This window comes from Arthrobacter sp. SDTb3-6 (assembly GCF_013376095.1).
In the GTDB taxonomy this organism is placed as follows: domain Bacteria; phylum Actinomycetota; class Actinomycetes; order Actinomycetales; family Micrococcaceae; genus Specibacter.
Window position 1 is genome coordinate 34706 of record NZ_JAAMFN010000021.1, and the last position, 23815, is coordinate 58520.

Consider the following 23815-nt stretch of genomic DNA (forward strand, 5'->3'; position numbering starts at 1 on the left):
CCCGCCCGGCCGGATGCCCGCGGCACCACGGCGGTGCTGCCGGCCGGCAGATTCGATGATGACGTCCACCGGCTAAAAGGGCTGGCCAGCGGGTACTGTGTGGACATGACGAACGTCCTCGCGTGGGTCTCGGGTTCCGGTGTGGTGCAGGGCATCATCATCGGCGGCACACTGGCGTTCCTATCAGCGGTGGTCACCATGAACGTGGTGGGCAGGACCCTCACCACCACGGTCAACGGCTGGAGCAGCATCCGCCAATGCGGCCAACCGGGCAACGGGATCCTGGTACGTGCCGCCTGCGCCAAGGCGCTGCCCGCCGTGAACGTGTTTGAAGAGGCGGCGTATTGGACCAGCACCACGGATGCCTCGGGACAACGGTTGAACAGCAGCCATGACTACGTCCTGCATTTTCCGGCCGGGCAGTTCCCGCCGAATGACGCCTTCTGGACGCTCACGGCCACCGACATGGTCGGCTACATGGTGAACAATCCGGCCAACCGCCTGGGCATCGGCAGCCGGTCAACCCTCGCAAAAAACCCTGACGGTTCCACCGATATCCATCTCCAGTCGAAGGCGCCGGACAGACACGCGGAGAACTGGCTGCCGACGCCGTCCGGGAACTTCAAGCTCATGCTGCGCGCCTACCTGCCCGGTGCGGCCATTCTTGACGGCAGCTACCAGGTGCCGCACGTTGCCAGGACGCAGTGACATGAACCGCCTGATCCTGAAATACGGGTATCCCATAACGGCAGTCATACTGCTCGTCTTCGCATGGGTGGTGTACCGGCGCATCGCAGTCGGGAGCACGATCCTCCCGCTCGTCGTCGCGGCCGTCGTCGTCTGGGTGATCGGTGCGCCTGCCTTCATTTACCTCTGGCCGCGCCTGACGGTCGGCGGCTACAAGCGGGCGATCCTCAAGCATGGTTTCGGTGCCGGCCCCATCCCCGTCAACAGCCTGTACGCCGTGCCCGGCACCTTTTCCCCGTCGACGGCGAGCGGGAGCCTGCTGGCCACCGGAACCAACGACCTGCTCTACATCGGCGGCTGGATCGACCTGAAGGACAGGCCGCAAGTCCTGCACGTACCGGACATGGCCGGCCGTTACTACAGCCTGCAGTTCATCGATCCGTCGACGGGCGCCAATTTTGCCTACGTGGGCAAGCGCACCACCGGAACCCAGGCGGGCGACTATGTCCTCACCGGGCCCGGTTGGAAGGGATCCCTGCCGGCTGGCATGGCCCGGATTTCCGCGCCCACTAATTCCCTGCTCGCCATCGGCCGGGTAATCATCGAGAACGACGACGACGTTCCCGCCGCGTATGGGCTGGCGAAGCTAATTCAGCTCGCACCGATGCAACAACCATAAGGAGATCGGCCATGTCCGCAACGCTGAAACTGGCACACAGGGCCATCGGGGTGGAGGTCCGCCGCGGCCCCTACGACGCCGTGGTCGACGGCAAATTTGTCCGGAGCCTGAATATGAATGAGACCATCGACATTCCGGTGGAACCCGGACACCACACCCTCCAGGTCCGCAGCGGCCGAAACTCCAGCCGCATCAGGACCTTCGACGTCGCCGACGGCGAAGTTGCCAGCTTCCGGTGCACCGGCAAGAGCATCCTGCCGGTCTTCCTCCTGTCCTTCGTGGTGCCCAGCCTGGGCATCTCGCTCAAGCGAGAGTAGCGCCAGCAGCGCCAGTAGCGCAACCAGTCCGGGTGGCGGGAACGCGCCACGCAAGGCCCATCGCCGCCAGAAAGGTAGCATGGGCAAGGTGCATACCAACGCCGCGGAACCCGACGTCCCCACCCCGGGCCTCCCCGCAGCAGCGTCCACAGCACCGTCCACGGCAACGGAAGCAACGCCCGTACTTCAGGCGCCCGCCGCACGGCGCTGGCTCGTCGACCCGGCCCAGGCGTTCACGCGGACGGCCCTCGCGCAAAGGCTGAACGGCGTCCGTGCCGGCTTCCGCCAGACCCCGGCCAGCCTGCGCCTCTGGTTCTGGCTGGCACCGGTGCTGACGGCGGTGGTCGGCGGCGTGCTGCGCTTTGTCCGCCTCGGCCAGCCGCACTCCCTCGTGTTCGACGAGACCTATTACGTCAAGGACGCCTACAGCCTCCTGCAAAGCGGCTACGAGCGCAATTGGGCCGAGAAGGCGAACGACCTCTTCACCAAGGGGGACTTCTCCGGCCTCCAGGGCACGCCCGAGTACGTGGTGCATCCGCCCGTCGGCAAGTGGATGATCGCGTTCGGCATGTGGCTGTTCGGCCCGGACAGCTCGTTCGGCTGGCGGTTCTCGGCCGCACTGGTGGGCACCCTTTCGATCTTCCTGCTCGCGCTGATCGCCCAAAAAATGTTCCGCTCCACCATCCTGGGCGCCGTCGCCGGGCTGCTGTTCGCCGTCGACGGGCACGCAATCGTGCAGTCGCGCACCTCGCTGCTGGACATTTTTGTCATGTTTTGGGCGCTGGTGGCCTTTGGCGCCCTGCTCCTGGACCGTGATGACGGACGACGCCGGCTGGCCGCCCGGCTCTCCCATCTCGCCTCCCCGGACGGCCGGGTCCCGGCGAAGAACCTGCTGCATGGCCCGTGGCTGGGCATGAGGTGGTGGCGGCTGGCGGCCGGAATTTCGCTGGGCCTGTGCACGGGCACCAAGTGGTCGGGGGTGTTCTTCCTGGCTGCCTTTGGCGTGATGACCGTGGTGTGGGACATGAGCGCCCGCCGCATCGCGGGGGTCCGGTACTGGGCCACCGGTGCCATCGTCAAGGACGGCGTGCTTGCGTTCGTCAGCATGGTCCCGGTGGCCGCGGCCACCTACCTGGCCTCGTGGACGGGCTGGTTCCTTTCCACGAACGGGTACGACCGCAACTGGGCCGCGACCAACCCGGGCGGGGCGTGGGACTGGGTCCCGGCGTCGCTCCGGTCCTTGTGGCACTACCACCTGACGGCCTACAACTTCCACACCGGGCTCGAGACGGACCACCCGTACAAGGCGAACGCGTGGTCGTGGCTGGTGATGGGCCGCCCGACGTCGTTTTACGCGCAGTATCCGCTCAAGGGCCAGTCGGGCTGCACGGCGGACAAGTGCGCGGCCATGGTCACCAGCCTGGGCAACCCGCTGATCTGGTGGTGCGGCACGCTGGCCCTGCTGTTCCTGGTGGGCGTCTGGGCCGCCCGGCGCGACTGGCGCGCGGCCGCCATCCTGGTGGGCTTCGCGGCCGGATTCGTCCCGTGGCTGCTGTACCCGGAACGGACCATCTTCTTCTTTTATGCCATCGCGTACGAGCCGTACATGATCCTGGGTGTCACGCTGGTGCTGGGCATGATCATGGGCAAAGCGTCCGCTCCCCCATGGCGCAGGCAGCAGGGCGCCCTCTTCGCCGGGATCTTCGTGGTGCTGGCGATGGCGTTGAGCGCCTACTTCTACCCCTTGTGGTCCGCCGAGGTGATCCCGTTCGACTACTGGCGCCAGCACATGTGGCTGCCGTCCTGGATCTAGGCGTTCGGCGGCCGCAGGCGGTTGCTCATAGGATCGCGGCCCACTTTTATGACTAAGTCCTGAAAGTCAAAAAACCGGGGTTCATGGTTCGGAGTACACCTCCCGTCCATCCGCACGGACATCACCCGACTGATCCAGCGTCTGAATTGCCGCGAGCCGCCAACGTACTTCCTTGCCGGTCCCACCTCGACAAGGACGACGAAACGCAACATGGCGCCAAACCATACAGGGGTCACCGACTCCGCCGCCGCGAGGCGCCCTAACCTCGACGGCCGCGGGCGGGTGGTGCGTTACTGGGCGGCGGCGCGGCGTCCGGGGCGTTTGGCGCGGACCACGGCCTGGCGGCGGTCCTTCGTGGGCCAGGTGAAGGCCAGCGTCAGGGAGGAGACCACCAGCACGAACGCGCCGATGAAGATGCCGGCGTCGGACCAGAACTGGCTCGGGAACAGGCGGATCAGGGTGTCGTCCGTGTAGAACGTCCAGGTGCCGTTGGCGAAGAAGATCCGGTGGAAGTCGGTGAAGAACGTCTCCCAGCCCATGAACGCCAGGACGCCCAGGCCAATGATCAGCACCAGTGTCACAATGGACCCGGCGAACAACCCGCGCCGCACCCCGCCCGTACTGCGCCGGGACAGGTAGATGATGCCGATGACCATGACGATGGCCAGCACCAGGCCCAGCAGGAACGCAAAGTCGATCAACGACTTCACATCCGCCATGTGTGCCACCTCCCGTTCCAGGAACAGCGGGGTGCCCTGCGGGTTGACCAGGTCGCCAAGGTAGCGGCGGCCGGCAAAGTTCAGCAGGTAGTCCACGGTGTAGGAGCCGTAGGTGAGGCGGTCGTCCGTGGAGAAGCCAAAGGAATCCACCGGGAAGCCCGGGCGGTGGTACTCGATCCAGAGGAACGCGTTGGTGGTGACGAGCCGGATGGCCAGCACCAGCAGCACCACGGGGTAAAACACGGCCAGCAGCACCTGGAACACGCGGGGCAGCACGGGCTTGGTGTTGGCGGCCTGTTGCCGGGCGGCCAGGCGGCGGTCCACCTCCTCCTGCGGCGGGCGGACCTGCAGCATGCTGGTGGGCGACTGCTCCACGTATACGTCCTCCGTGCCGGCGTCCACCGCTTCGGCCTTGGCGGGCCCGGCGTTATTGCCGGCCGACGCCGGTGCCGTTGCGTAAGTGCCCTGCGTGGCGGAAGGCGCCGTGGCCGCGCCCGGCCCGGATGCACGAGCCGCCCCGGCCTGGGCGCTGTCCGCCGATTCCGGATCGGAGTCGGCGGGCAGCTTGGGCATGCGTGTGGCGGGGCGCATGGGTTCGGGAATGCCGTCGGCGGGCATGTCGATCTTGATCCTGCTGGCGGAGGACTGTGCCGGGGCGGGACGTTGCCCCGGGGCGCCGGCAGGTGCAGCTGCGCCGCTGCCGGCAGTGCCCGGAGCCCCCTCGGCACCCGTGGAAGCCGCGGAATCGGCAGAAACCGCCGGCTCCGCCGCGGGCGTGCCGGAGCCGGCGCCGGGGTATGCGGCGGGCGCAGCACCTGACGGGGCAGCCCCGGAAGGTGCGACCCCGGGCTTGGCAGGGGTTGCGGGGGTGGAGTCGGCGGCGGGCACGGCGGGGGCTTTTTGGGGCTGGTTCTCTGTCACACCCGCAAGGATACCGGCGGATCCTGCCCCGGTGCTGGTGCCACCCCGGGCGGCGCCAAACTGGCGCCGCACTCACAGGTGTGGTTCAGGCGGAAGGGGCGGCAGCCCCGGCGTCGTCCGCGGAAAGGTCACCGCGCTCCCCGGCCAGCCAGGCGCGCCGGCCCAACACCAGGGTGTACGTCCAATACGCGGCCAGGACCAGGGCGCCGATGGTGATCTTGGCCCAGACGGGCAGCGGGCTGGGGGTGACGTAGGCTTCAACGAGCCCGGAGATGAACAGGACAAAGACCAGTCCGACGGCGGTGGTCATCAGGGAGCGGCCCTCCTGTGCCAGGGAGTCGAGCCGGCTGCGCGGCCCGGGGCTCACCCAGGCCCAGAAGATGCGCAGCCCGGCGGCGGAGGCGATGAAGATGCTGGTCAGTTCCATGAGCCCGTGCGGGAGGATGTAGCTGAAGAAGGTGTCGCCGCGGCCGTAGGCGAACATGACGCCGCCGGTGATGCCCACGTTTTGGGCGTTCGTGAACAGCGAGTACGGCACAAACACGCCGGTGATACCCAGGGCCACGCATTGGGCGGCGATCCAGGCGTTGTTGGTCCACACGGCGCCGGCGAAGGAGGCGGCGGGGTTTTCGGAGTAGTAGTTGACGAAGTCGTGGTTGACCAGTTGCTGGAGGCTGGCGTCGCTGCCCAGCGCGGCGAGCACTGCCGGGTTGCCGGCGGCCCACGCCGCGAAGAGCGCTGCGATGACGATGAAGACGGCGCCCACAATGACCGTCAGCCAGCGCAGCCGGTAAAAGGCCGCGGGCAGCGAGATGGTGAAGAAGCGGGCCACGTCCACGAACACGTTGGACTTCGCGCCGGTGAAGCGGGTGCGGGCGTTGGCCAGGATGGCGGAGAGGGATGCGGAGAGGGCGCCTTCGGCGGCGACGGAGCGGATCAGGGACAGCTGGGCGGAGGTGCTTTGGTACAGCTCAAGGAGTTCGTCCGCCTCGCCGCCGGTGAGCCGGCGTTTCCGGGCAAGCGAATTCAGCCGCTCCCACTGCGGGCGGTGCACTGCGGTAAACGCGTCCAGGTCCACGCAGCCAGCCTACCGGTCCGTGTGCCTTGGCGGCGGCCTCACTAGACTGGTTTCATGTCCGCGATCATTACCGGCGAGGCCGTTGTCCTTGAGCTGCGGCCGGCCTCGTTTGCCGCCCGCTCGCTGGGTTCCGCCATCGACGTCCTGGTGACCGTGGTGCTGGCCGTCGGCGCCATTTTTGTGATGGGCGCCGTGCCGGGGCTGCTGGACGGGGCCGCGGCCCGCGCCGTCGTCCTGGTGACGTTGGTGGGCATTGTGGTGGCGCTGCCCGTCGCGGTGGAGACCGTGTCGCGCGGCAAGTCCGTGGGCAAGCTGGTCATGGGCTTGCGCATAGTGCGCGACGACGGTGGCTCCATCCGCTTCCGGCAGGCCCTGGTCCGTGGTCTGCTGGCGGTATTTGAGATTTACATGTCCCTGGGCTCCGTGGCGTTTTTGGTGTGCCTGTTCAACGACAAGTCCAAGCGCCTGGGTGACATGATGGCCGGTACCTATGCCATCCGCGACCGGGCACCCAAGTACCAGCCGCTGCAGGTGCACACCATGCCGGCGCTGGCACCGTGGGCACAGCTGGCGGACATCGGCCGGCTGCCGGACCCGCTGGCCCGGCGCATCTCCGTGTTTCTGCGGCAGGGCGCGCGGATGGCGGAGTCTTCGCGTAGCTCGATGGGCCTGGCGTTGGCGGACGAGGCAGCGGCCTTTGTGGCACCGCTGCCGCCGGCCGGCACTCCCCCGGAGATGTTTCTGGCCACCCTGATTTCGGAGCGCCGGGACCGCGAATTTGCCCGGTTGACGGCCGGCGAAGCGCAGGCAGCGCAGCTGCGCATCCGCCTGAACGCCCATGGCGTTGGAAGCAAGTAGTGGGTCCGAGTACTTGTTTTTCTGCTGCTTCGCGTAAACGAGTGCCCGCCACTCTATAAGGCCGAGTACTTGCCGGTGTTTAGTTGGTCCTAATCGGGCCGGCTGCTTGCCGGCACGGGGGCAGCTTCCAGCCGAGGTTGCCTGGTCTCAGGCGGGAAACCGCCGCTTTGAAGGGCACTGACATGTTGATGATGTACGTGTTTGCTTCCGCGCTTCCGGCCGCTTGGTGGGCCAGGATGCGGTTGGCTGAAGGGGAAACCGGGGAAAAGGGCGCCACCGCCACTGAGTACGCGATTCTTGTGAGTCTTATTGCCATAGCCATAGTCGGGGGCGTGACGACGTTCGGTTCTGCATTGAGCGGGTACTTCGAAGCGATCACTGAATCGCTCCGCACCTCACTCAATCTGTAGCCGCAATTTTTCATCGATTGCAATAAATCCTTTATTCATTCCGCGGTCCATAGGCCGCCAATTTGTCATGCCATAAATTAGTTTCAATAAACATTCAGTTGAGAGCTGTTCCACACTTGGACTTTGATCACGAAACCAAACAAGTACTGACCGAAGTCACTCAATCTTCAAGTTCACCGTTATCCCCTCTCTAGGTGGGGATGGCACATGTTGCCGATGTTTACGCGGAATTTGATGAATGAGATCAGAAATTAAAAAGTAGAGTGTTGACCACTCTAGAGACGGACAGGCCGGCTGGAGTTTAGTTGTTCTCAGCCGGGGGAAAAGATTTCACCGGGTATCAACCGAAGCTCCACAGCAGGTCTCAGAAGGTCTCTCGCAAGGTCTCCAACAGGTGTCTCTCACTACGTTTCACATTGACCCTCGCATGATTCCCCAAGACCCGCCTACGGTCTTCGGCCAAATTGGTCACCTTTATGAAAGCAGGCAAGACAATGTTGAAGATGTATGTAACCCTCCAGTCCCTGTTCATCGCCGGCGCCGACCGTGTCAAGGACAGCGAGCGCGGAGCAACCGCAACTGAGTACGCGCTGCTCATCGCATTGATCGCCGTCGTCATCGTCGTCGGTGTCTCGTTCTTTGGTTCTGCATTGAGCGACTTCTTCACGACCCTTGGTGGCAAGGTCACCGGGTGGGGTACTTCTCTCTAGTGGAGATCGGCTCAATCGAGGACTTGCCGGCGTGCGGGATCGTAGCATCAAGCACGCCGGCATTTCCTCACCCAATCTTTTATGTACACGAGCAAGACAAATAGCTTAGATCGGTGTGATGCACAATGGCCGTCAAGGAAGGCTCGCAAAACGGTGCCGCCACTGTCGAATTTGCCTTGGTGGTCCCGATACTTCTTGCCATCATTCTTGGCATCATTCAATTCGGCTACGTTTTTTTCATGCAAATCTCCATGACCCAGGCAGCGCGAGCCGCTGTCCGAAGCATGGTTGTGGAAAATGATCCGACCAGTGCAAAAAATATCGCAGTCGCAAACGTCGTAGGGCTAAGCACGGACGAAGTCAGCATTCCGGCCAGCTGCCCCAACCCGGCGACCATACCAGCGACCACCATCACAGTCACAGTCACACATACGGTGAACGCGATCGGTGATCTACTCCCAATATCACTCGTCCGGAAAGCGACAATGCAATGCGGTGGCTAAAGTCTGTAGCTGATCGAGCTATTTCTCCACACGGCCAGGGCGCGTCTGAGACCGGTGCGGTCACCGTCCTGACTGCGCTCCTGATGGTCGCAATGCTCGTCATGGTGGCACTCGTCGTAGACGTCGGCATGGTGTATTCAGAAAAAGGTCAGCTGCAAAATGCCGCAGATTCCGCTGCCTTGGCCGTGGCCGGCGAATGTTCGAAGAATCCGCCTCCTTGCGCGGCATCAACGTGGCAAACCACAGCCAACACACTGGCAAACCAGAACTCGAGCGACGGTCAAAGCACCGTGGAAATAGAAATAGCCGACAGTGTGGTTACGGCGACCACATCAACCTTGAACAATGGCGGAGACTCACTTTCCCTTCCATTTGGTTCGTGGACCGGACTTTCGTCGGCCAAGGTCGAGGCCGTCGCCCAAGCCGCATGGGGCGGTATCTTTTCCGGGCCACCGACGTTGCCGCTAACCTTCGGCAATTGCGAACTCAACCCAGACAAGTATCCCCTGGACGGCCCAGACCGAACAATCCTGCTTCACAGCAAATCAAAGTGTTCGGGAATTACATCCTCAGGCATTAATATGCCGGGCGGTTTCGGCTGGTTGGCAACGAATGGCACCTGCAATTTGATTATCAGTGTCGACCAGTGGGCAGCAAATGATCCCGGCGGAAACAATCCCTGCCCGGATCTGTTCACTCCCAGCCTTGTAGGGCAAACAGCACTAGTGCCCATCTTTGGCGACGTCACCGGAACTGGCGCAGGCGCCCAATACAAAATCGTTGGTTGGGGTGTTTTCCTGGTGAAGGGCTGGAGTTTTGGAGCCGGTTTAGTAGTCAACTGGCCGGCATGTGTAAATCCCGACAAAGCGGCAGGTCTTTGCTCTCCGAGCGACACCGGTTTGTACGGACATTTTGTCAAGCAGCTGACCTACGAGGAGGGCCTCACCTATGGCGGGACCACCGAATACGGGGCCACTGCAGTCCATCTCATCAAATAGTCAATCAGCAAGGGGGAAGCGCCGTGAAAACACGCCTTCTGGGGGGCATTGCAGCAGTTATTTTAGCCATTCTTGGCACTGTGATGCTGGTCAATTATGTCAACGGGGCCGATGCCAGGGCCCTTGAAGGGACGCAGACCACGAACGTGGTCGTCGTACAAAAGGAAATCCCATCGGGGACGGCCGTTTCAGCTTTCGGCAACTCTGTCGCCGTTAAACAAATACCGACAAACATGCTGGTCAATGGAGCCATGACGGACTTGAAATCTGTACAGTCCAAGGTGGCAGCGATGGAACTTCTGCCTGGCGACCAAGTTTCCAATGCCAGACTCACGGACCCCGCCACATACAAAGGGAGCAACCCCGCCAAAATACCTGACAACCTGCAGGAGCTGAGTTTCTCAGTCACAGCGGACCGTGTGTTGGGCGGACAGTTGAAACCCGGTGACTATGCGGCACTCTACCTGTCCTACAACGACGGCACTGGTACAGGTGCCGGCAATGTCCCCGCCACCAAGAACTCTTTAAGAAAAGTACTTGTAGTCTCCATGCAGGCCTCAGGTCAGGGATCATCAACTTCCCCGGCACCCACGAGCACCCCTGCCCCTTCAACCGCACCGGCGACAGTGGGGGCTTCCAGTTGGGTGGTCACAGTTGCTTTGACTCCCGCGGACGCAGTCAAATTAGTCCACGCGGCCGAATTTGGGCACGTGTGGGTGGCCAAAGAAGTCTCAGGCGCTGTCGGCACGACTCCTGCGCCACTCTTCCAAGGTGATGTATTCAAATGAGCCGATTCAACGTAGTCACCACAGTCCCAGATTTTGAGCGGCGGGTTCGAGCGGCGGCCGGGGGGAATCTGACGGGAACTGTACAATCCATCCCGAGTGTTCCATTTCCAGCCGGTCCCGAGGAGATCTTGGCCCGGCAAACAGGCGAGCCGCTTGAAGTTCTCCTTCTTGGCCCAGGCATCCCGGTGGATAAGGCCATCAAACTGGCCTCCGTGTTTGATCTCATGTACCCAGAGATCAGTGTGATTCTGGTCCATGAAACCACGGAAACCGTTGCGGTCCAGGCAATGCGCAGCGGCGTTCGGGATCTCTTGGGCCCTGACTCGGACATCGACGCCATCAGAGTGATGTTGGAGCGGGCGAGCCTGGCTGCCGCCAGCCGGCGGCGCGGCCTCACACCGCCAAATGAACCCGCCCGGGAAGCTGGCCGAGTCATCGCCGTCATGTCGCCAAAGGGCGGCGTGGGCAAGACTACAGTGTCAACCAATCTGGCCATCGGTCTGGGCAAACTGGCACCGATGTCCGTTGTTTTGGTTGACTTTGACGTCCAATTTGGTGACGTGGCCTCAGGATTGCAGTTGAGTCCCGAACATACGCTGTCAGATGCAGTGACCGGTGCGGCCTCCAATGACTCAATGGTTCTGAAGGCATATCTGACCGTGCACCCGGCAGGCATATACGTACTTGCCGCCCCCCTCAACCCGGTGGAGTCGGAGCACATCAATGGCGACCAAGTCGGACACGTTCTTCGACAACTCGCAGCTGAATTCGCTTATGTGGTAGTTGATTCCTCCCCCGGACTGGGTGAGCATGTTCTGGCAACACTCGAACAAGCTTCCGACGTTGTGTGGGTGTGTGGCATGGATGTCCCAAGCATCAAAGGACTTCGAGCCGGGTTGGGTCTTCTGCATGAGATAGGTCTAGTGCCGTCTGGCCGCCATGTTGTGCTGAATTTTGCAGACAAGTTCACCGGGTTGAAAGTGCAGGACGTCGAAGAGACCCTCGGCGTACCTGTAGACGTGGTCATTCCACGTTCTCGTGAAATCCCGCTGTCTACGAATCGCGGCGTCCCGCTGCTGCAGGAAAATGTCCGCGGCGGAGCCGCTAAGGGAATGCGTAAATTGGTGGCCCGCTTCGATCCGAAGGTACTGGCCAAGCCACAAAAGAAGGTCCACAGAAGGGTTGAGATCTCATGAATCTTTCAGAACGTCTCGCTGCCGCTCGAGGCCAGTCACCTCTGGCTACTATGCCAGGTTCTACACCCAAAGCCGATCCGGAGCCAAGTGCGACGTACCAGCACCCCGGGCTATTTTTGCCCCCGGATCCTTTCGCCTCTGCTGACAAGACGGCCACCCCTGAAAATATCCAACCCCTCGCCGACGGACTGGCAGGCCTCAAACACAGGGCGACGGAAACCTTGTTCGAAAGGCTCGGCGCCAGGCTCAGTGATCCCACCATGGCTGAGGACGAACTCAACAAGATGGCCTCCGACGAGCTCGCCACCATTATCCAGGAAGAAAAGGCGGCACTGTCAACCGATGAACGGCGTCGCCTGATCAAGGAAGTCTCCGACGACGTACTGGGGTTCGGGCCACTGCAACAAATGCTTGATGACGTTTCCATCACGGAGATCATGGTGAACAACGTCGATGCCATCTACATTGAGCGGCTTGGCCAAATCACCAAGACCTCGCACAGGTTCGCCTCTGAAGCGCAGTTGCGACGGGTTATTGACAGGATCGTATCAAAGGTTGGCAGGCGCATCGACGAATCGTCGCCGCTGGTGGATGCCCGGCTTGAGGACGGTTCCCGCGTCAACGTGATTATCCCGCCGTTGGCTGTCAACGGGCCAACACTGACTATCAGAAAGTTCAGTCATGTTCCACTGACGGTCCAGAATTTGATTGATTTCGGCACACTGACGACGGAGATGGCAGAACTCTTGCACGCCTGCGTGTGGGCAAGAATGAATATTCTGGTGTCGGGTGGAACTGGAACAGGCAAGACAACCCTGTTGAATGTGCTCTCGTCATTCATTCCGCCGACGGACCGCATCATCACGATTGAAGACGCGGTTGAACTGCAGTTGCAGCAGGAGCACGTGATTCGACTCGAGAGCCGGCCGCCCAATATCGAAGGCAAAGGTGAAGTAGCCATTCGGGATCTCGTGCGGAACTCACTTCGAATGCGTCCGGACCGAATTGTGGTCGGCGAGGTCCGTGGTGGCGAAAGCCTGGACATGCTCCAGGCAATGAACACCGGCCACGACGGTTCAATTTCAACCGTCCATGCAAATTCGCCCCGTGATTGCATTGCCCGTCTGGAAACGTTGGTCATGATGGCAGGAATCGAACTCCCACTCAGGGCCATCCGTGAGCAGGTTTCATCGGCGGTAGACCTCATTGTTCAAATCACCAGGTTGCGCGACGGTACCCGCAGGGTCACGCACGTTACTGAGGTCCAAGGCATGGAGGGCGACATTGTCACCCTCCAGGATGCATTCCTCTTTGACTATTCAGCAGGAGTGGATGCGAACGGGCGGTTCATGGGCAAGCCCGTTGCCACGGGCATTAGGCCGCGATTCGTCGAGCGCTTCAATGATTTGGGCATCAAAGTCTCGCCAACCATTTTTGATGTCCCTGCCGAAGGAGCCCGGCGATGAACCAGGAAATGTTGGTGGCAATCGGAGCAAGCTGCTGCTTGGTTGCCGTACTGCTTCTGCTGCTAGTGGTATTCAAGCCGCGGCACGGCAGGGTTTCGCTATCGCAATTAATACAGCCGATTGACGGTCCTCAAGTCCCGAAGGCTGGAAGGGCTCTCGCCCGTGCTACAGGTTCAACGATAGAGACCATCAACCGCTTCCTCGATCGGCGTGGTTCGCGCTACACGATGGCGACAACGCTGGAATTGGCGGGAATCCGAATGCGGCCGGCAGACTTTATTATCAGGGTGGCGGCAGTCACTGGAGTTGCAGTCCTTGTCTTTTACCTTCTGGAGCTGCCAGGCATCGCGTTTATCATGTTGGCTGCTATTCCAATTTCTGCTTGGGCCGTCATCAAGATTTATACCGCTAGGCGCGAAGCCACATTTGACGACCAGCTCGGCGATACTTTGCAATTGCTCTCTGGCGGCATGCGCGCCGGGCACAGCCTGATGCATGCCGTCGATGCAGCCGCCATCGACTCAGATGCGCCTATGTCCGAAGAGCTGGCCCGGGTCGTCAACGAAACCCGCCTGGGCCGAGACGCGGGGCAATCACTGCAGGACACAGCATTGAGAATGCACAGCGACGACTTTAGTTGGGTTGCGCAAGCCATTGAAATCAACCGCGAGGTCGGCGGTGACTTGGCCGAGGTCTTGGACCACGTAGGCTCCACGATCAGGGACCGAAATCAAATCCGCCGGCAAGTGAAAAGCCTTAGCGCTGAGGGAAGGACTTCGGCTTTCGTGCTTTTCCTTCTTCCAATCCTGGTGTTTGCCGGCGTCATGCTCCTCAGTCCAAGCTACTTTTCGCCACTCTTTGCTACTCCGCTGGGAATAATCGTCGGCATTGTTTCCGTCATTCTCATGGGCGTAGGCGGGTTCTGGCTGCGGGCAGTAATCAAGATAAAATTCTAGGGAGTAGAAAATGTCACCCCTCGCCCTTGCGGCCATCCTATTCATCACACTTCCTTTAGCCACTCTTCTCTTCCAAGTCCTCGCCGCCGACACCGGAACCCGGAAATTGGTGCGACAAAATTTATTGGTTGGGCCGCTGGCTGTCAAGGAAAAACTTGCGCGATCCAGAAGTGTAGACCTTAGTGAAATTGCCGGCCGCTTGGCTCCCAAATCATATGAGGCCTGGCTTCAAAGACTTTTGAATCGGGCTGGCAGACCAGCAAAAATGCCATTGGCTCGCCTACTGGTTATTAAGCCACTCTTGTCCTTCGGGGTCTTTTTGGTTGGTATTCTGTTCGTTGCCTCAAATCCCACGAAGGTGACGGTACTGTCCCTTCTTGGCGCCGTGGTCCTCGTCTATTTTGCACCCGACATCATGCTTGATTCGCGAGCGAAAGATCGGCAGGAGAAAATTACTCTAGAACTTCCAAACACCCTCGATCAAATGTTGATCGCGGTGCAAGCGGGCCTAGGCTTCGAGTCAGCCATGACACGAGCAGCGTCGACAGGCACGGGACCGCTGGCAACGGAACTAAAGCGGACCCTCCAAGACATCCAAATGGGGCGAACCAGGGCAGATTCCTACCTTGCTTTGGCCCAACGTACTGAGGTCAAGGACTTGAAATCATTTGTCCGAGCAATCATCCAAGCTGATAAGTATGGTATATCAATCGGGAACGTGCTGCGCGCTCAGGCAGATGAATTGCGGGTCAAGCGTCGTCAAAGGGCCGAAGAGAAAGCCATGAAAATCCCGGTGAAAATTCTGTTTCCACTCATATTCACTATATTGCCGGTTCTGTTTATCGTCATCTTGAGCCCAGCAATAATTGGCATCATGCACATATTTTCAAATAGTGCGTTTTAGTTCTGAAAATGCGCCTGCCATAAATACAGATAATGGAATTATTTGAAATAACATTGGGGGCACCATGCATGAGGTAGTAAACAGACGTTCTGCGAGGTTGATGCTTCTTCCCGTTCATGTACTCATCAAGATCGATAATTTCATAACGTTTGAGCGAGTAAGGAACTACTCACTCATTTTCTGCTCCCTCGGCACCGTCATGCTTTTGGTGAATTCGCTCGTAAGGATTACGGATCCGGGCACAACAGGCGCCTTCCAGCCCGACTACCTTGCGCACTGGACCGGTGGTCGAATGCTCAGTCTGGAACAACTTAGTTCACTCTACAGCCCAGATGCACAACACCAAATCCAAAATTCGGTATTGGGGCAAACGCTTGCGCTCTCATGGTTCGTTTCCCCTCCTGTGACGGCTGCACTGTATTTTCCGCTCGCCATGCTTGGTTACAACCCCAGTGCGCTAATTTGGTTGGTAATAAATCTAATTTTGACTGTTTGGTGCCTCCGAAGAATGATGCGCATCGCCCCTCGACTATTCATTCGTTACCGCTGGGCTGTGGCATTACCCATTCTTGCGTCGGCGCCACTATTTGAGCTCCTTGGAGGTGGCCAAGACACCGCCTTCATGCTCGCGCTTTGGTTATTGGGACTGGAATGTCTCGAATCCCGCCATGAACTCAGCTCCGGCCTTCTCTTCGCACTGGGCACCCTGAAACCGCAGAACATTATCCTAGTTCCATTCGCGTTGTTCATCCAACGACGTTTCAAGGCGCTGGCGGCCTTCATTGCCGCCTCCGCCATGATTCTTTTAGCGTCTTTCCTGTTAGTTGGAGTCGAAGGTGTCAGTACGTGGGTGAAGACGATCACAGGCCCGCTTTACACTGAGCAAGTTCAACAAGTACAGCTTTGGAAAATGATTAGTATCCCAGCGTTTGCCCTCGCGGTTCTTCCCCCCGGCTGGGCCGTGTGGCTTGCCCCAAACCTCGGATGGATCTCCGTCACGGCAGGCATCCTAGTCCTGCTTTGGGTGCGGTATGTGACACGAGGGCGGACCGCCGACGTCAAGGCCTTGTGGATGGCCACATTGGCTACAACGGTGGTACTGTCCCCGCACGCACTCCTTTATGATGGTTTGCTGTTGGTCCCAGTCGCCCTCTTTTTGCTTGAACGGCGATCTTCTCGCTACCTCAGAGTGACCCTCTCGGCCGCCTTTGTCGCGACATGGCTGACGCCATTTTCGTTGATGCTAACGTCGCTATTTCCGTGGCCACTGGCAATACTTGGCGCTCCTTGGTCCGCTCTGCCACTATCCGCTTTATGGATTGCATCAATCCGGGAAGCACTCGGCTACAGGGCTCCGCTAAAGGCCTCGCGCCCATCACTTATGCTAGAAACCGGTCCGGTGAACAGCAATAGAGACTAGCCGACGGCCAGCATCACCAGCGCACCGGCCAGCATGAACGGCCCGAACGGGATCTGCGACTTGCGGCTGCCGCGCCGGGACACCATGAGCGCCAGCCCCCACAGGGCACCGAACACAAAGGCCAGGAACGTCCCCCACAGCACGGCGCCCCAGCCCACGAAGCCCAGGTACAGCCCCAGCACAAACGCCAGCTTCACGTCGCCGTAGCCCATCCCGGCCGGGTACACGAGCCGCAGGACCACATATACGGCCCACAGCACCGCTCCCCCAAGGACCGTGCGCAAGGCGGCTCCGGCGTCGAGCATGAACAGGCTGGCCAACAGCAGCAGCACCCCGGCAATGGCCGCGGACGGGAACACGATCCGGTTGGGCAGCAGCTTGCTCCTGATGTCGATAACGGTGAGCCGCCAGGCCATGACCAGGTAGTAGAGGCCGGCAATCAGCACCAGCCAAAAGGCGAGGGGGGCGCTCCCCCATAGTTCGCGCAGAACAGTGATCATCAGCCAGTCGTCCCGGGGTCGGTAGGAGGGTTACTTGTTGGCGTAGTGGGCGAAGGGGATGTTCCAGTCGCCGAAGCCGTCGGTTGGTGCAATGGTGTTGGTGGGGTCCAGCGTGCCGGTGGTGTGCACGAGGTCGCCCGGCTTCATGTTGTTGAACACCCAGGAGGCGCCTTCGCGGTCCAGGCCGATGCAGCCGTGGGAGAGGTTGACCTTGCCCAGGTACGGGATGGCAACGGGCGCCGCCAGGTGGATGAAGATGCCGCTGTTGGCCAGTCGCGTGGCGTATTCGACCTTGAGCTTGCCGTAGTAGGCGGGATCGCCGGGCTTGAGGCCGATGGTGGAGGCGTCGAACGTGGCGTGGCGCTGCTTGTCCGCCGTGAGCACCAGGAAGCCCGACGCCGACGGGAAGCGTTCGTCGCCCATCGAGGCCAGGAACGTCTTGGCCAGGTGGTCATTGACGTAGATGTGGACGATCTTGGCGGAGGCGTCGGCCTCCATGACCACCTTGTCGCCGATGTTGATGGTGTTGGTCTTGTTGAAGTTGCCGATCTGGCCGTTGCCGTAGTCGACGCCGAACAGCTTGATGTCAACCTTCAGGGCGGTATTGGCCGGCCAGTACGTGGCGGCGCGGTAGCGGGCCAGGGTGTCCGAATACCAATGGAACGCGCCCTTCTGCCCCGTCGCGGAGGTGATCCTGATGGCCTTTTCCACGGCGGCCTTGTTGGTCACCGGTTCACTGAAGTGGAACTCCAGCGGCTGGGCCACGCCCACGGTGGAGTTGTTGGCCGGGTACATCCACATGTCCGCTTCATTGGCGGCCGGGACCGTGGAGAAGGTGGTGGCGTTGGTATCCAGGTTGCCGTGCCCATCCATGGTGGTGACGCTGAACGTGTAGTTCGTGTCGAACGCCAGCGCGGAGCCGGAGACCCACTTGCGGCCGCCGTCGGACAGCTCGCCGTCGGTGGTGGCGCCGGTTTCGGTTTCCTTCAGGATGGCGCTGTAAATGGTGCCGGTCTTGACCTGGGCCGTGACGGGCATTGCCGGGTTGTAGCCTTCCGCGCCTTGCCCGGGGGCCACCGTAAGTTCAACGGGGGCGGCCGGCGGGGTGGTGGTGGGGACCGCCGACGGCGTGGGGGCGCCCGCCTCGTTGCCTGCGACCCACGAATTGGCCGTGGCGGCTCCGACGCCGCCCATGCCGATGGCCACGGCGACCGCCGCAACCACTGCGATCTTCCAGCCCCTGCGAGGCTTCCGGGCGGATTCCAACTCCGGCATTCAATCTCCCCAAAACTGTGGGTCAGCCCCACGGCGGAAGCACGTGACCTTACACGGCTAAGTCACAATTTTACGGCACGGCCTTGTTTTGGACGCGTAGGCCAAGGGTGTTTGGGGTTGCGATTGGGTAACCTCTGGGACACTCTGCCAGCACGTGCCGGGGTAGCTTGCAGCGGCCCACAGTGTGACCTCGACGCCGGTGGCACGTGCGCCAGAGTAGTCAGTAAAGCGCCTCCACGAGTTCTTCCTCACTCACCGGCCACTGAATCTCAGCCGCCCGGCGCTTGGCGCCGTCGATGAGCATCTGAAGCGCCGCTGTCTCCGTGGCCGCAGCCGGGCTGGGAGCCAAAGGGTCAGTGCCGCCGTCGTGCGTGAGAACTCCGCCGCGCAGCAGCCCGAGGGTCAACCGGATCGTTTCCGCGGGCAGGGCCGGAAGGGCGTCGGCCACAAAGTCAATGTACCCGGCCAGGCTGAGGGGCTGTCCGGCGGACAGAGCTACGTGGATGACGTCCGAGAGGATGAAGTGCCCCGGGTAGAGAACGGCCGGCATCCTCGGGCCCAGCACCATGCGAACAAGTTCCGGCGATTTCAGGTCCCGGTCCAGAAGGTGCGGCAGTGCGTCGCTGTAGTCCAGGTAATCGGCATGGACCACGGCCAGGGACTTATCTTCAAAACGGACCACGTGGTACTCAGTCCCGGCCAAGGCATATTGGAGCACCATGTAAAGCCGCGGAAATCCGGATTCCGCCGAAGGATAGTCCTGGATGGCTTCCCTCAGTTTGTTTCCCATCGATCCCAATGCCACTCTGTGGGATTCATGGTCCCGGACCGCAAGGGGTTGGCCGTCACCATCACTCCATGCTCACTCACGTTGACTACGCAACAGGCTGCCGTGCTCTTGGGTGTGACGCGGCCGACAATCGAACGCATCCTCGACGCTGGAAAGATTCCGTTTGAGAAGGCCGGAACGCATCGTCGCATCAAGCTGGAGGACATCCTGTCATTCAAGGAGGCCCGCAAGGCGGAACAATGCCGAGCCCTAACTTCCCTTGGCACACCGGGTGATGAAGACCCGAAAATCGCCCTTGCCCGGATGAAGCACGCCCGCACCGAGGCGGGCCTGAGGCGGCGGAGGCAAAGCAAATGAGACCAAACGGCACGGCGCCCGTAGAAGCGCGGCCTGCTCATTGCCTTGAACATTCGCCACACATGTGTGGACGACTATTTCACAAACCACCCGACTACGGCAGTATCGTGCAATGGTTTTGGGAGCAAACGATGTCGCAAAAAGGCTGGGCGTGGGCCCCGAGAGGGTTCGCGAACTAATCCATGAAGGCCGCCTGAAGGCTCAAAAGGTCGGCGGACAATGGGTTGTCGACGAGGGAGACGTCGTCGACAAAATATGGAACAAATCTGCGGGACGACCACTGTCCCCCAAAATGCCATGGCCCTGGCGCAAGCGTTGGAGGGGAAGGACTCGCCTGGTCTAAGCGCAGTGGAGCGACATAGGCTGCGGAGGCATATCCGAAACCTCATGGCTCATGGAAACCCGGAGGGCCAACTGCGGGCGTGGCTGTCAGCCAGCGCCGGAGCCGTAGAATTCGCCATCGGCAATGCCGACATTCCAGAACTTAGGGAAGATCCCAATATCCGGCTCTCCGGCATCTCCGACGCCCGCTCCGGATTACTGCCCGGCAATGAAGTGGAAGCCTATGTAGCGAAGGCCGACCTCGACCGCATCAGGGCCGATTGTTTTCTGGTTCCGGCTGGCCGCGGCCGGCGGGCCAATGTGGTTCTTCGCGTCGTCGATAAGCTTCCCGATGAGGTGCCGGCCATCTTCTCGGCCATGGACCTTGCCGAGCGCCCCGGTTCCCGGGAGCAGTCAGCAGCCGATTCCATCATCAGAAGCGTCCTTGCCCATTAAACTGCCGCCCATGCTTTCGGAGCAGGAAGAGTCCTGGCGGGCCATTTTCGAAATCTTCGAAGCACTCCCCGGCCGGAGAGTCCCTTGAAGGGCATCAACATCGATGGCTGCGCGGCAATGCCATGGTCGATGTACTCATTCCCCGATTCACCGGCGAGCGCAGCGAGAGGCGACGCGGCGCGACCGGCGGAACAACAATTGCGGCACCGGCGTCCCAGCAGGCTTTCCACCAGGCAGAGTTCGTTGAAGTTCAGGCTGGATCCTCCAACGGCAAGGTCAATCGACCCAATCTCATGGCACTCCCATAGGCAAAGCCGCCGCTCTGGAGATCATGGACAATCCCGGCAGAGAACGCCATGTCACCGCTTTTCTGACACTGGCCAGCGTGGTTACGGCCCGTGATCTCCGTTGCCATCATTACCAGCCAGCGGCACGACGTCACTTAGCTAATATGCCCGGCAACGTAGCCAGGAAGCCGCAATGGATGAACCTCGTTCCCGAGGGCGCCGAAGGCGTTGAACGCTTGCGAATGTCCCTAACACTCTAAGCTAGGCCCGTCACCCTACAACCCCTGCCCCCTCCGGCACCAGCACCTTGACCGCCCCGGGCGCAATCCCCACCGTCACTGGCAACGCGGATACGCGCTCACCGTCCGCATAAACGTTCAGCGGCCTGTTGGCACTGACCACCACCTCACTCCCCCGCCGCAGGCTGACATTGGCCCGGCCCAGGTGCGCCCCGCGGTACGAGCGCAGGAACGTTGCCGCCACCTCCAGGATCGACGCCTTCGCCAGCGAGACCACGTCCAGCAGTCCGTCGTCGGCCCTTGCCTGCGGGCAGATCCGCAGCCCTCCCCCGTACTGGCCCACGTTCCCCACGGCGACAAACCAGCCCGGAAAACTTGTTTCCCGGCCGTCCACGGCCACCGTAAACGTCACGTTCCGCCACTCCCTGAACGCCTTGAGCCCGCCGTACAGGTACACAAACGGGCCCAGGTTCAGCCGCGCGCCGTTGCCGTATTCATTGGCCAGCCCGTCGAAGCCCACATTGGCCACACCCAGGTACGGGTGCCCGTTGACCAGCCCCAGGTCGAGGTCCCGGACCGCCAGGCGGCCCATGCCCGCCACCGCCTTGACGGGGTCCAGCGGCAGTCCCAGCCGGCGCACCGTGTCGTTGCCCCGTCCCCCTGCCAGCGGAAGCACGACGGCGCCCGACTCCCGCGCCCCTGTGGCGGCGGCCCCGAGGAAACCATCCCCGCCCAGGACGGCCACCACGCTTCCCGGCGCTGCCGCGCAGGCCCGTGCCGTGGCGTCCGCCAGGCTGTCCGTGACACAAGCCGTGGGCGTGTACCCTGCGGCCCGCAGCGCGTCCGCGGTCCGGGGCAGCAGGCGCAGCGCGCGGCCGCGGCCCGATGCCGGATTGGCCAGCAGCAGCACCGGGCCGCCCGCCGGGGCCCGGCCAGGCGCCGCGCTCACCCTGCTGCCTCTGCGGTGCCGGTCCCAAAAGTGCCGGCGAGCGCCAGGATCTCGGCGGCCCGGCCGCGCGCCCGTTCGGCATCGGCGGGAACGAAGGACAGCCGGGTGCGCCGTTCCAGCAGGTCCTCCACGGAGGCAGCCCCCTCGGCCCGCACGGCAAACAGCAGCTCGGCGCCGGTGATCTCCGTGCCGTCAAACAGCGGTGCCGCCAGCAGCGGGTCCACCCGGGACAGCGCCAGCACGTCCGCGGCCTCCGTGCCGTACTTCGCCACCAGCCGGGCCGGCGCGGCCACGTCCGCAAGCTCCCGGACGGAGGCGGCGCCGGCCAGCGGCAGGTCCCGGGTCCGGCACGGGGCAAAAATCCCGAGCCGGCCAACCACGGCATCCACGGCGTCCTGGGCCATCCGCCGGTAGGTGGTCAGCTTTCCGCCCACCACCGTGACGGGGGTGCCGGGCACGTCCCGGACCAGGTGCCGGCGCGAGATGTCGGCCGTGCCGTCCGGCCCCTCGCCGTGCGCGGCCGCCGCCAGGGGCCGCAGCCCCGCAAAGGCACCCACCACGTCGTCGCGCGCCAGGGGCACGGCCAGGGTGGTGTTGACAATGTCCAGGAGGAAGCCGACGTCGTGCTCCGGGACTGCGGGATGGTGGCCATCGGCGCCGTGGTCCTCCTCATCCGTCAGCCCGATATACACAAGGCCGCCGGGCTGCGGCAGCACAAAGACGTAGCGTCCAAAGTGCCCCGGCACGGCGACGGTGTGGGCGGCGTGCGGATTGCCGAGGCGCTCCGCGCGGACCACCAGGTGGGTGCCGCGGCTGGGTGTCACCGTCAGCTCCGGCTCAAACCCGGCGGCCCACACGCCCGTCGCGTTCACCACCACCTTCGCCCGTAGCTGCAGCGGCGCCCCGGTCCGGACGTCGACGGCGTCCACCGTGGTGTCCGTGAGGGCCGCGGCCCTGACGTCGCGCAGCACGTGCGCGCCCAGGCCGGCGGCCGTCCGGAGCACGCCGAGCACCAGCCGGCAGTCGTCCACCGCCTGCCCGTCCCAGTACAGGATTCCGCGGCGCAGCGCCTGCGCATCGAGGGCCGGGACCAGGGCCGCCACGGCCTGGCGGGACAGCAGCTGGGGCCGCGGCAGCACCGTGCCTCCCATCCCGGTCAGCCAGCGCATCACGTCATAGAGGACCGCCCCGAACCCTTCCGCCCCCGATTCCCAGGCCGGGGCGCCGCGCGTGACGGGGATGACGAAGCCCAGCGGCCGGACCAGGTGCGGGGCGATCCGCTCCATGAGCCGGCGCCGCTCCACGGCCGATTCCCACGCCACGGCAAAATCCCCCTTGGCCAGGTAGCGCAGCCCGCCGTGGATGAGCTTGGAGCTGTAGCCGCTGGTCCCCGAGGCAAAGTCCCCGCCCTCCACCAGTGCCACGCCCAGTCCCCGGCTCGCGGCGTCCAGGGCCACCCCCGCACCCGTGATCCCGCCGCCCACCACGGCCACGTCCAGCGTGTGTGCGGCCACGTGCTCCAGCGAGCGCCGGCGGGTTTCATCGTTGATCCACGTCCGGTTGTCCATGTTCAGGCCTTTCCGGCCGTGTAGTCCGACGGCGTGAGGTAGCGTTCCAGCATCGTCCCCAGTTCCGCCAGGGCGGCGGCAAACGCGCCGGTCCGGATCAGGACCCGGGCGGACAGCGCCACGCCCTGAACCGCCAGCAGCAGCGCCGTGGCGGTGCCGGCCCTGGCCTCGATGCTGCCGTCGGCCGTGCCGGCGTCGAGCAGTGCGTGCAGCTGGTCCAGGACGATCTGCTGGCTGGCCCCGAATCGGTCCGTCACGTACGGGACCAGGAACTCGGGGTCCCGCTCGGCAATGGAGGCGACCAGCTCCGAGGTGGCAAAGACCCTCACGCTTTCCACCGCGAAGTGCACCAGCTGGGCGCGCCCGGTGCCGGCGGGAGTGCCGGTCCGCACAGCGCCGGCCCGGCTGCGGAACTCCTCGGTGAGGGTGGCCAGCACCGCGTTTTCCACCGAGCCCATGCGGCGGTAGAACGTCATGCGGGAGATGCCGGCGCGCTCGGCAATATCGTTGACGGTGGTGCGCCGCACGCCGTGGAGCACCACGGCGTCCCGGGTGGCCGCCAGCAGCTTCGCCTCGGCCGGCGGCGCCCCGGCACCCGATGCCCCGGCCCGCGGCATGCTGGTACGGTGTGACTCCATGTGTCACACTGT

Annotated in this window: 26 protein-coding genes; 18 read left to right on the top strand and 8 right to left on the bottom strand. The window is 62.6% G+C overall.

The genetic code is table 11. The features are described 5' to 3' along the window. The first annotated feature begins 105 nt into the window (after positions 1-105). From G6035_RS11535 to G6035_RS11550, 4 genes are all read left to right on the top strand, one after another. On the top strand, positions 106-708 hold the full coding sequence (locus tag G6035_RS11535) for a DUF1214 domain-containing protein (protein WP_218063143.1): 603 nt from the start codon (positions 106-108) through the stop codon (positions 706-708). A gap of 1 nt (position 709) precedes the next feature. After that, positions 710-1366 carry a DUF1254 domain-containing protein gene (locus G6035_RS11540; RefSeq protein WP_176617238.1) on the top strand — a complete coding sequence of 219 codons (657 nt, stop codon included), beginning with the start codon at positions 710-712 and terminating at the stop codon, positions 1364-1366. 11 nt (positions 1367-1377) lie between these two features. After that, complete coding sequence (locus G6035_RS11545; protein WP_176617239.1) at positions 1378-1683, top strand: hypothetical protein; 306 nt, start codon at positions 1378-1380, stop codon at positions 1681-1683. Between the two features lie 79 nt (positions 1684-1762). Further along, positions 1763-3496, top strand: a complete 1734-nt coding sequence (locus tag G6035_RS11550; RefSeq protein ID WP_176617240.1) for a dolichyl-phosphate-mannose--protein mannosyltransferase — start codon at positions 1763-1765, stop codon at positions 3494-3496. A gap of 290 nt (positions 3497-3786) precedes the next feature. Here the strand turns inward: G6035_RS11550 and G6035_RS11555 are convergent, their stop codons facing one another. Together G6035_RS11555 and G6035_RS11560 are read right to left on the bottom strand one after the other, a co-directional pair. Beyond that, on the bottom strand, positions 3787-5136 hold the full coding sequence (locus tag G6035_RS11555) for a TIGR01906 family membrane protein (protein WP_371130988.1): 1350 nt from the start codon (positions 5134-5136) through the stop codon (positions 3787-3789). Between the two features lie 85 nt (positions 5137-5221). Beyond that, positions 5222-6214, bottom strand: a complete 993-nt coding sequence (locus tag G6035_RS11560) for a stage II sporulation protein M (RefSeq protein ID WP_176617241.1) — start codon at positions 6212-6214, stop codon at positions 5222-5224. A gap of 54 nt (positions 6215-6268) precedes the next feature. Between G6035_RS11560 and G6035_RS11565 the strand changes: the two genes are divergently transcribed. The 11 genes from G6035_RS11565 to G6035_RS11615 all read left to right on the top strand — a co-directional run bounded on the left by G6035_RS11565 (position 6269) and on the right by G6035_RS11615 (position 16423). Further along, positions 6269-7072 carry an RDD family protein gene (locus G6035_RS11565; RefSeq protein WP_176617242.1) on the top strand — a complete coding sequence of 268 codons (804 nt, stop codon included), beginning with the start codon at positions 6269-6271 and terminating at the stop codon, positions 7070-7072. 182 nt (positions 7073-7254) lie between these two features. Continuing rightward, the gene (locus G6035_RS11570; protein WP_256127919.1) at positions 7255-7482 is read left to right on the top strand and encodes a Flp family type IVb pilin; all 228 of its coding nucleotides are present in this window, start codon (positions 7255-7257) and stop codon (positions 7480-7482) included. Positions 7483-7958: 476 nt separating this feature from the next. Continuing rightward, positions 7959-8192 (top strand): Flp family type IVb pilin, encoded by a 234-nt coding sequence (locus G6035_RS11575; protein ID WP_256127920.1) that lies wholly within the window; start codon positions 7959-7961, stop codon positions 8190-8192. 125 nt (positions 8193-8317) lie between these two features. Further along, complete coding sequence (locus G6035_RS11580) at positions 8318-8695, top strand: TadE/TadG family type IV pilus assembly protein (protein ID WP_176617243.1); 378 nt, start codon at positions 8318-8320, stop codon at positions 8693-8695. Continuing rightward, a complete protein-coding gene (locus G6035_RS11585; protein WP_256127921.1) occupies positions 8683-9693 on the top strand; it encodes a pilus assembly protein TadG-related protein in 1011 nt (336 codons plus the stop codon). Before G6035_RS11580 ends, G6035_RS11585 begins: the two co-directional genes overlap by 13 nt. 23 nt (positions 9694-9716) lie before the next feature. Then, positions 9717-10481: an RcpC/CpaB family pilus assembly protein gene (locus G6035_RS11590; RefSeq protein ID WP_176617245.1), complete on the top strand. Its 765-nt coding sequence runs from the start codon at positions 9717-9719 to the stop codon at positions 10479-10481. After that, positions 10478-11677: an AAA family ATPase gene (locus tag G6035_RS11595; protein ID WP_176617246.1), complete on the top strand. Its 1200-nt coding sequence runs from the start codon at positions 10478-10480 to the stop codon at positions 11675-11677. Before G6035_RS11590 ends, G6035_RS11595 begins: the two co-directional genes overlap by 4 nt. After that, entirely contained in the window at positions 11674-13143 is a 1470-nt protein-coding gene (locus G6035_RS11600; protein WP_176617247.1) for a CpaF family protein, read from the top strand. The genes G6035_RS11595 and G6035_RS11600 overlap by 4 nt, the downstream gene beginning before the upstream one ends. Continuing rightward, positions 13140-14099 (top strand): type II secretion system F family protein, encoded by a 960-nt coding sequence (locus G6035_RS11605; protein WP_256127922.1) that lies wholly within the window; start codon positions 13140-13142, stop codon positions 14097-14099. Before G6035_RS11600 ends, G6035_RS11605 begins: the two co-directional genes overlap by 4 nt. Before the next feature lie 10 nt (positions 14100-14109). Further along, positions 14110-15003, top strand: coding sequence for a type II secretion system F family protein (locus tag G6035_RS11610; RefSeq protein ID WP_176617248.1), 894 nt, complete (start codon positions 14110-14112; stop codon positions 15001-15003). A 64-nt stretch (positions 15004-15067) separates the two neighbouring features. Then, positions 15068-16423, top strand: a complete 1356-nt coding sequence (locus tag G6035_RS11615) for a glycosyltransferase family 87 protein (protein ID WP_176617249.1) — start codon at positions 15068-15070, stop codon at positions 16421-16423. Here G6035_RS11615 and G6035_RS11620 read toward each other — a convergent pair. From G6035_RS11620 to G6035_RS11630, 3 genes are all read right to left on the bottom strand, one after another. Further along, positions 16420-16923 carry an A24 family peptidase gene (locus tag G6035_RS11620; RefSeq protein ID WP_176617250.1) on the bottom strand — a complete coding sequence of 168 codons (504 nt, stop codon included), beginning with the start codon at positions 16921-16923 and terminating at the stop codon, positions 16420-16422. The two genes, G6035_RS11615 and G6035_RS11620, sit on opposite strands and share 4 nt — an antisense overlap. 30 nt (positions 16924-16953) lie before the next feature. Further along, entirely contained in the window at positions 16954-18198 is a 1245-nt protein-coding gene (locus G6035_RS11625) for an Ig-like domain-containing protein (protein ID WP_176617251.1), read from the bottom strand. A gap of 220 nt (positions 18199-18418) precedes the next feature. Then, positions 18419-18988: a hypothetical protein gene (locus G6035_RS11630; RefSeq protein WP_256127923.1), complete on the bottom strand. Its 570-nt coding sequence runs from the start codon at positions 18986-18988 to the stop codon at positions 18419-18421. A 48-nt stretch (positions 18989-19036) separates the two neighbouring features. Between G6035_RS11630 and G6035_RS20145 the strand changes: the two genes are divergently transcribed. From G6035_RS20145 to G6035_RS11645, 3 genes are all read left to right on the top strand, one after another. Further along, a complete protein-coding gene (locus G6035_RS20145; RefSeq protein ID WP_256127924.1) occupies positions 19037-19345 on the top strand; it encodes a helix-turn-helix domain-containing protein in 309 nt (102 codons plus the stop codon). Between the two features lie 112 nt (positions 19346-19457). Then, entirely contained in the window at positions 19458-19688 is a 231-nt protein-coding gene (locus tag G6035_RS20625; protein WP_176617254.1) for a helix-turn-helix domain-containing protein, read from the top strand. Positions 19689-19732: 44 nt separating this feature from the next. Continuing rightward, entirely contained in the window at positions 19733-20122 is a 390-nt protein-coding gene (locus tag G6035_RS11645; RefSeq protein WP_176617255.1) for a hypothetical protein, read from the top strand. A 557-nt stretch (positions 20123-20679) separates the two neighbouring features. Here the strand turns inward: G6035_RS11645 and G6035_RS11650 are convergent. Genes G6035_RS11650 through G6035_RS11660 form a run of 3 tightly spaced genes read right to left on the bottom strand, consistent with a single transcriptional unit; the run spans position 20680 to position 23803 of the window. Beyond that, the gene (locus tag G6035_RS11650; RefSeq protein WP_176617256.1) at positions 20680-21597 is read right to left on the bottom strand and encodes a diacylglycerol kinase family protein; all 918 of its coding nucleotides are present in this window, start codon (positions 21595-21597) and stop codon (positions 20680-20682) included. Beyond that, on the bottom strand, positions 21594-23165 hold the full coding sequence (locus G6035_RS11655) for a glycerol-3-phosphate dehydrogenase/oxidase (RefSeq protein ID WP_176617257.1): 1572 nt from the start codon (positions 23163-23165) through the stop codon (positions 21594-21596). The genes G6035_RS11650 and G6035_RS11655 overlap by 4 nt, the downstream gene beginning before the upstream one ends. Before the next feature lie 2 nt (positions 23166-23167). After that, positions 23168-23803, bottom strand: coding sequence for a TetR/AcrR family transcriptional regulator (locus G6035_RS11660; protein WP_176617258.1), 636 nt, complete (start codon positions 23801-23803; stop codon positions 23168-23170). Positions 23804-23815: the final 12 nt, after the last annotated feature.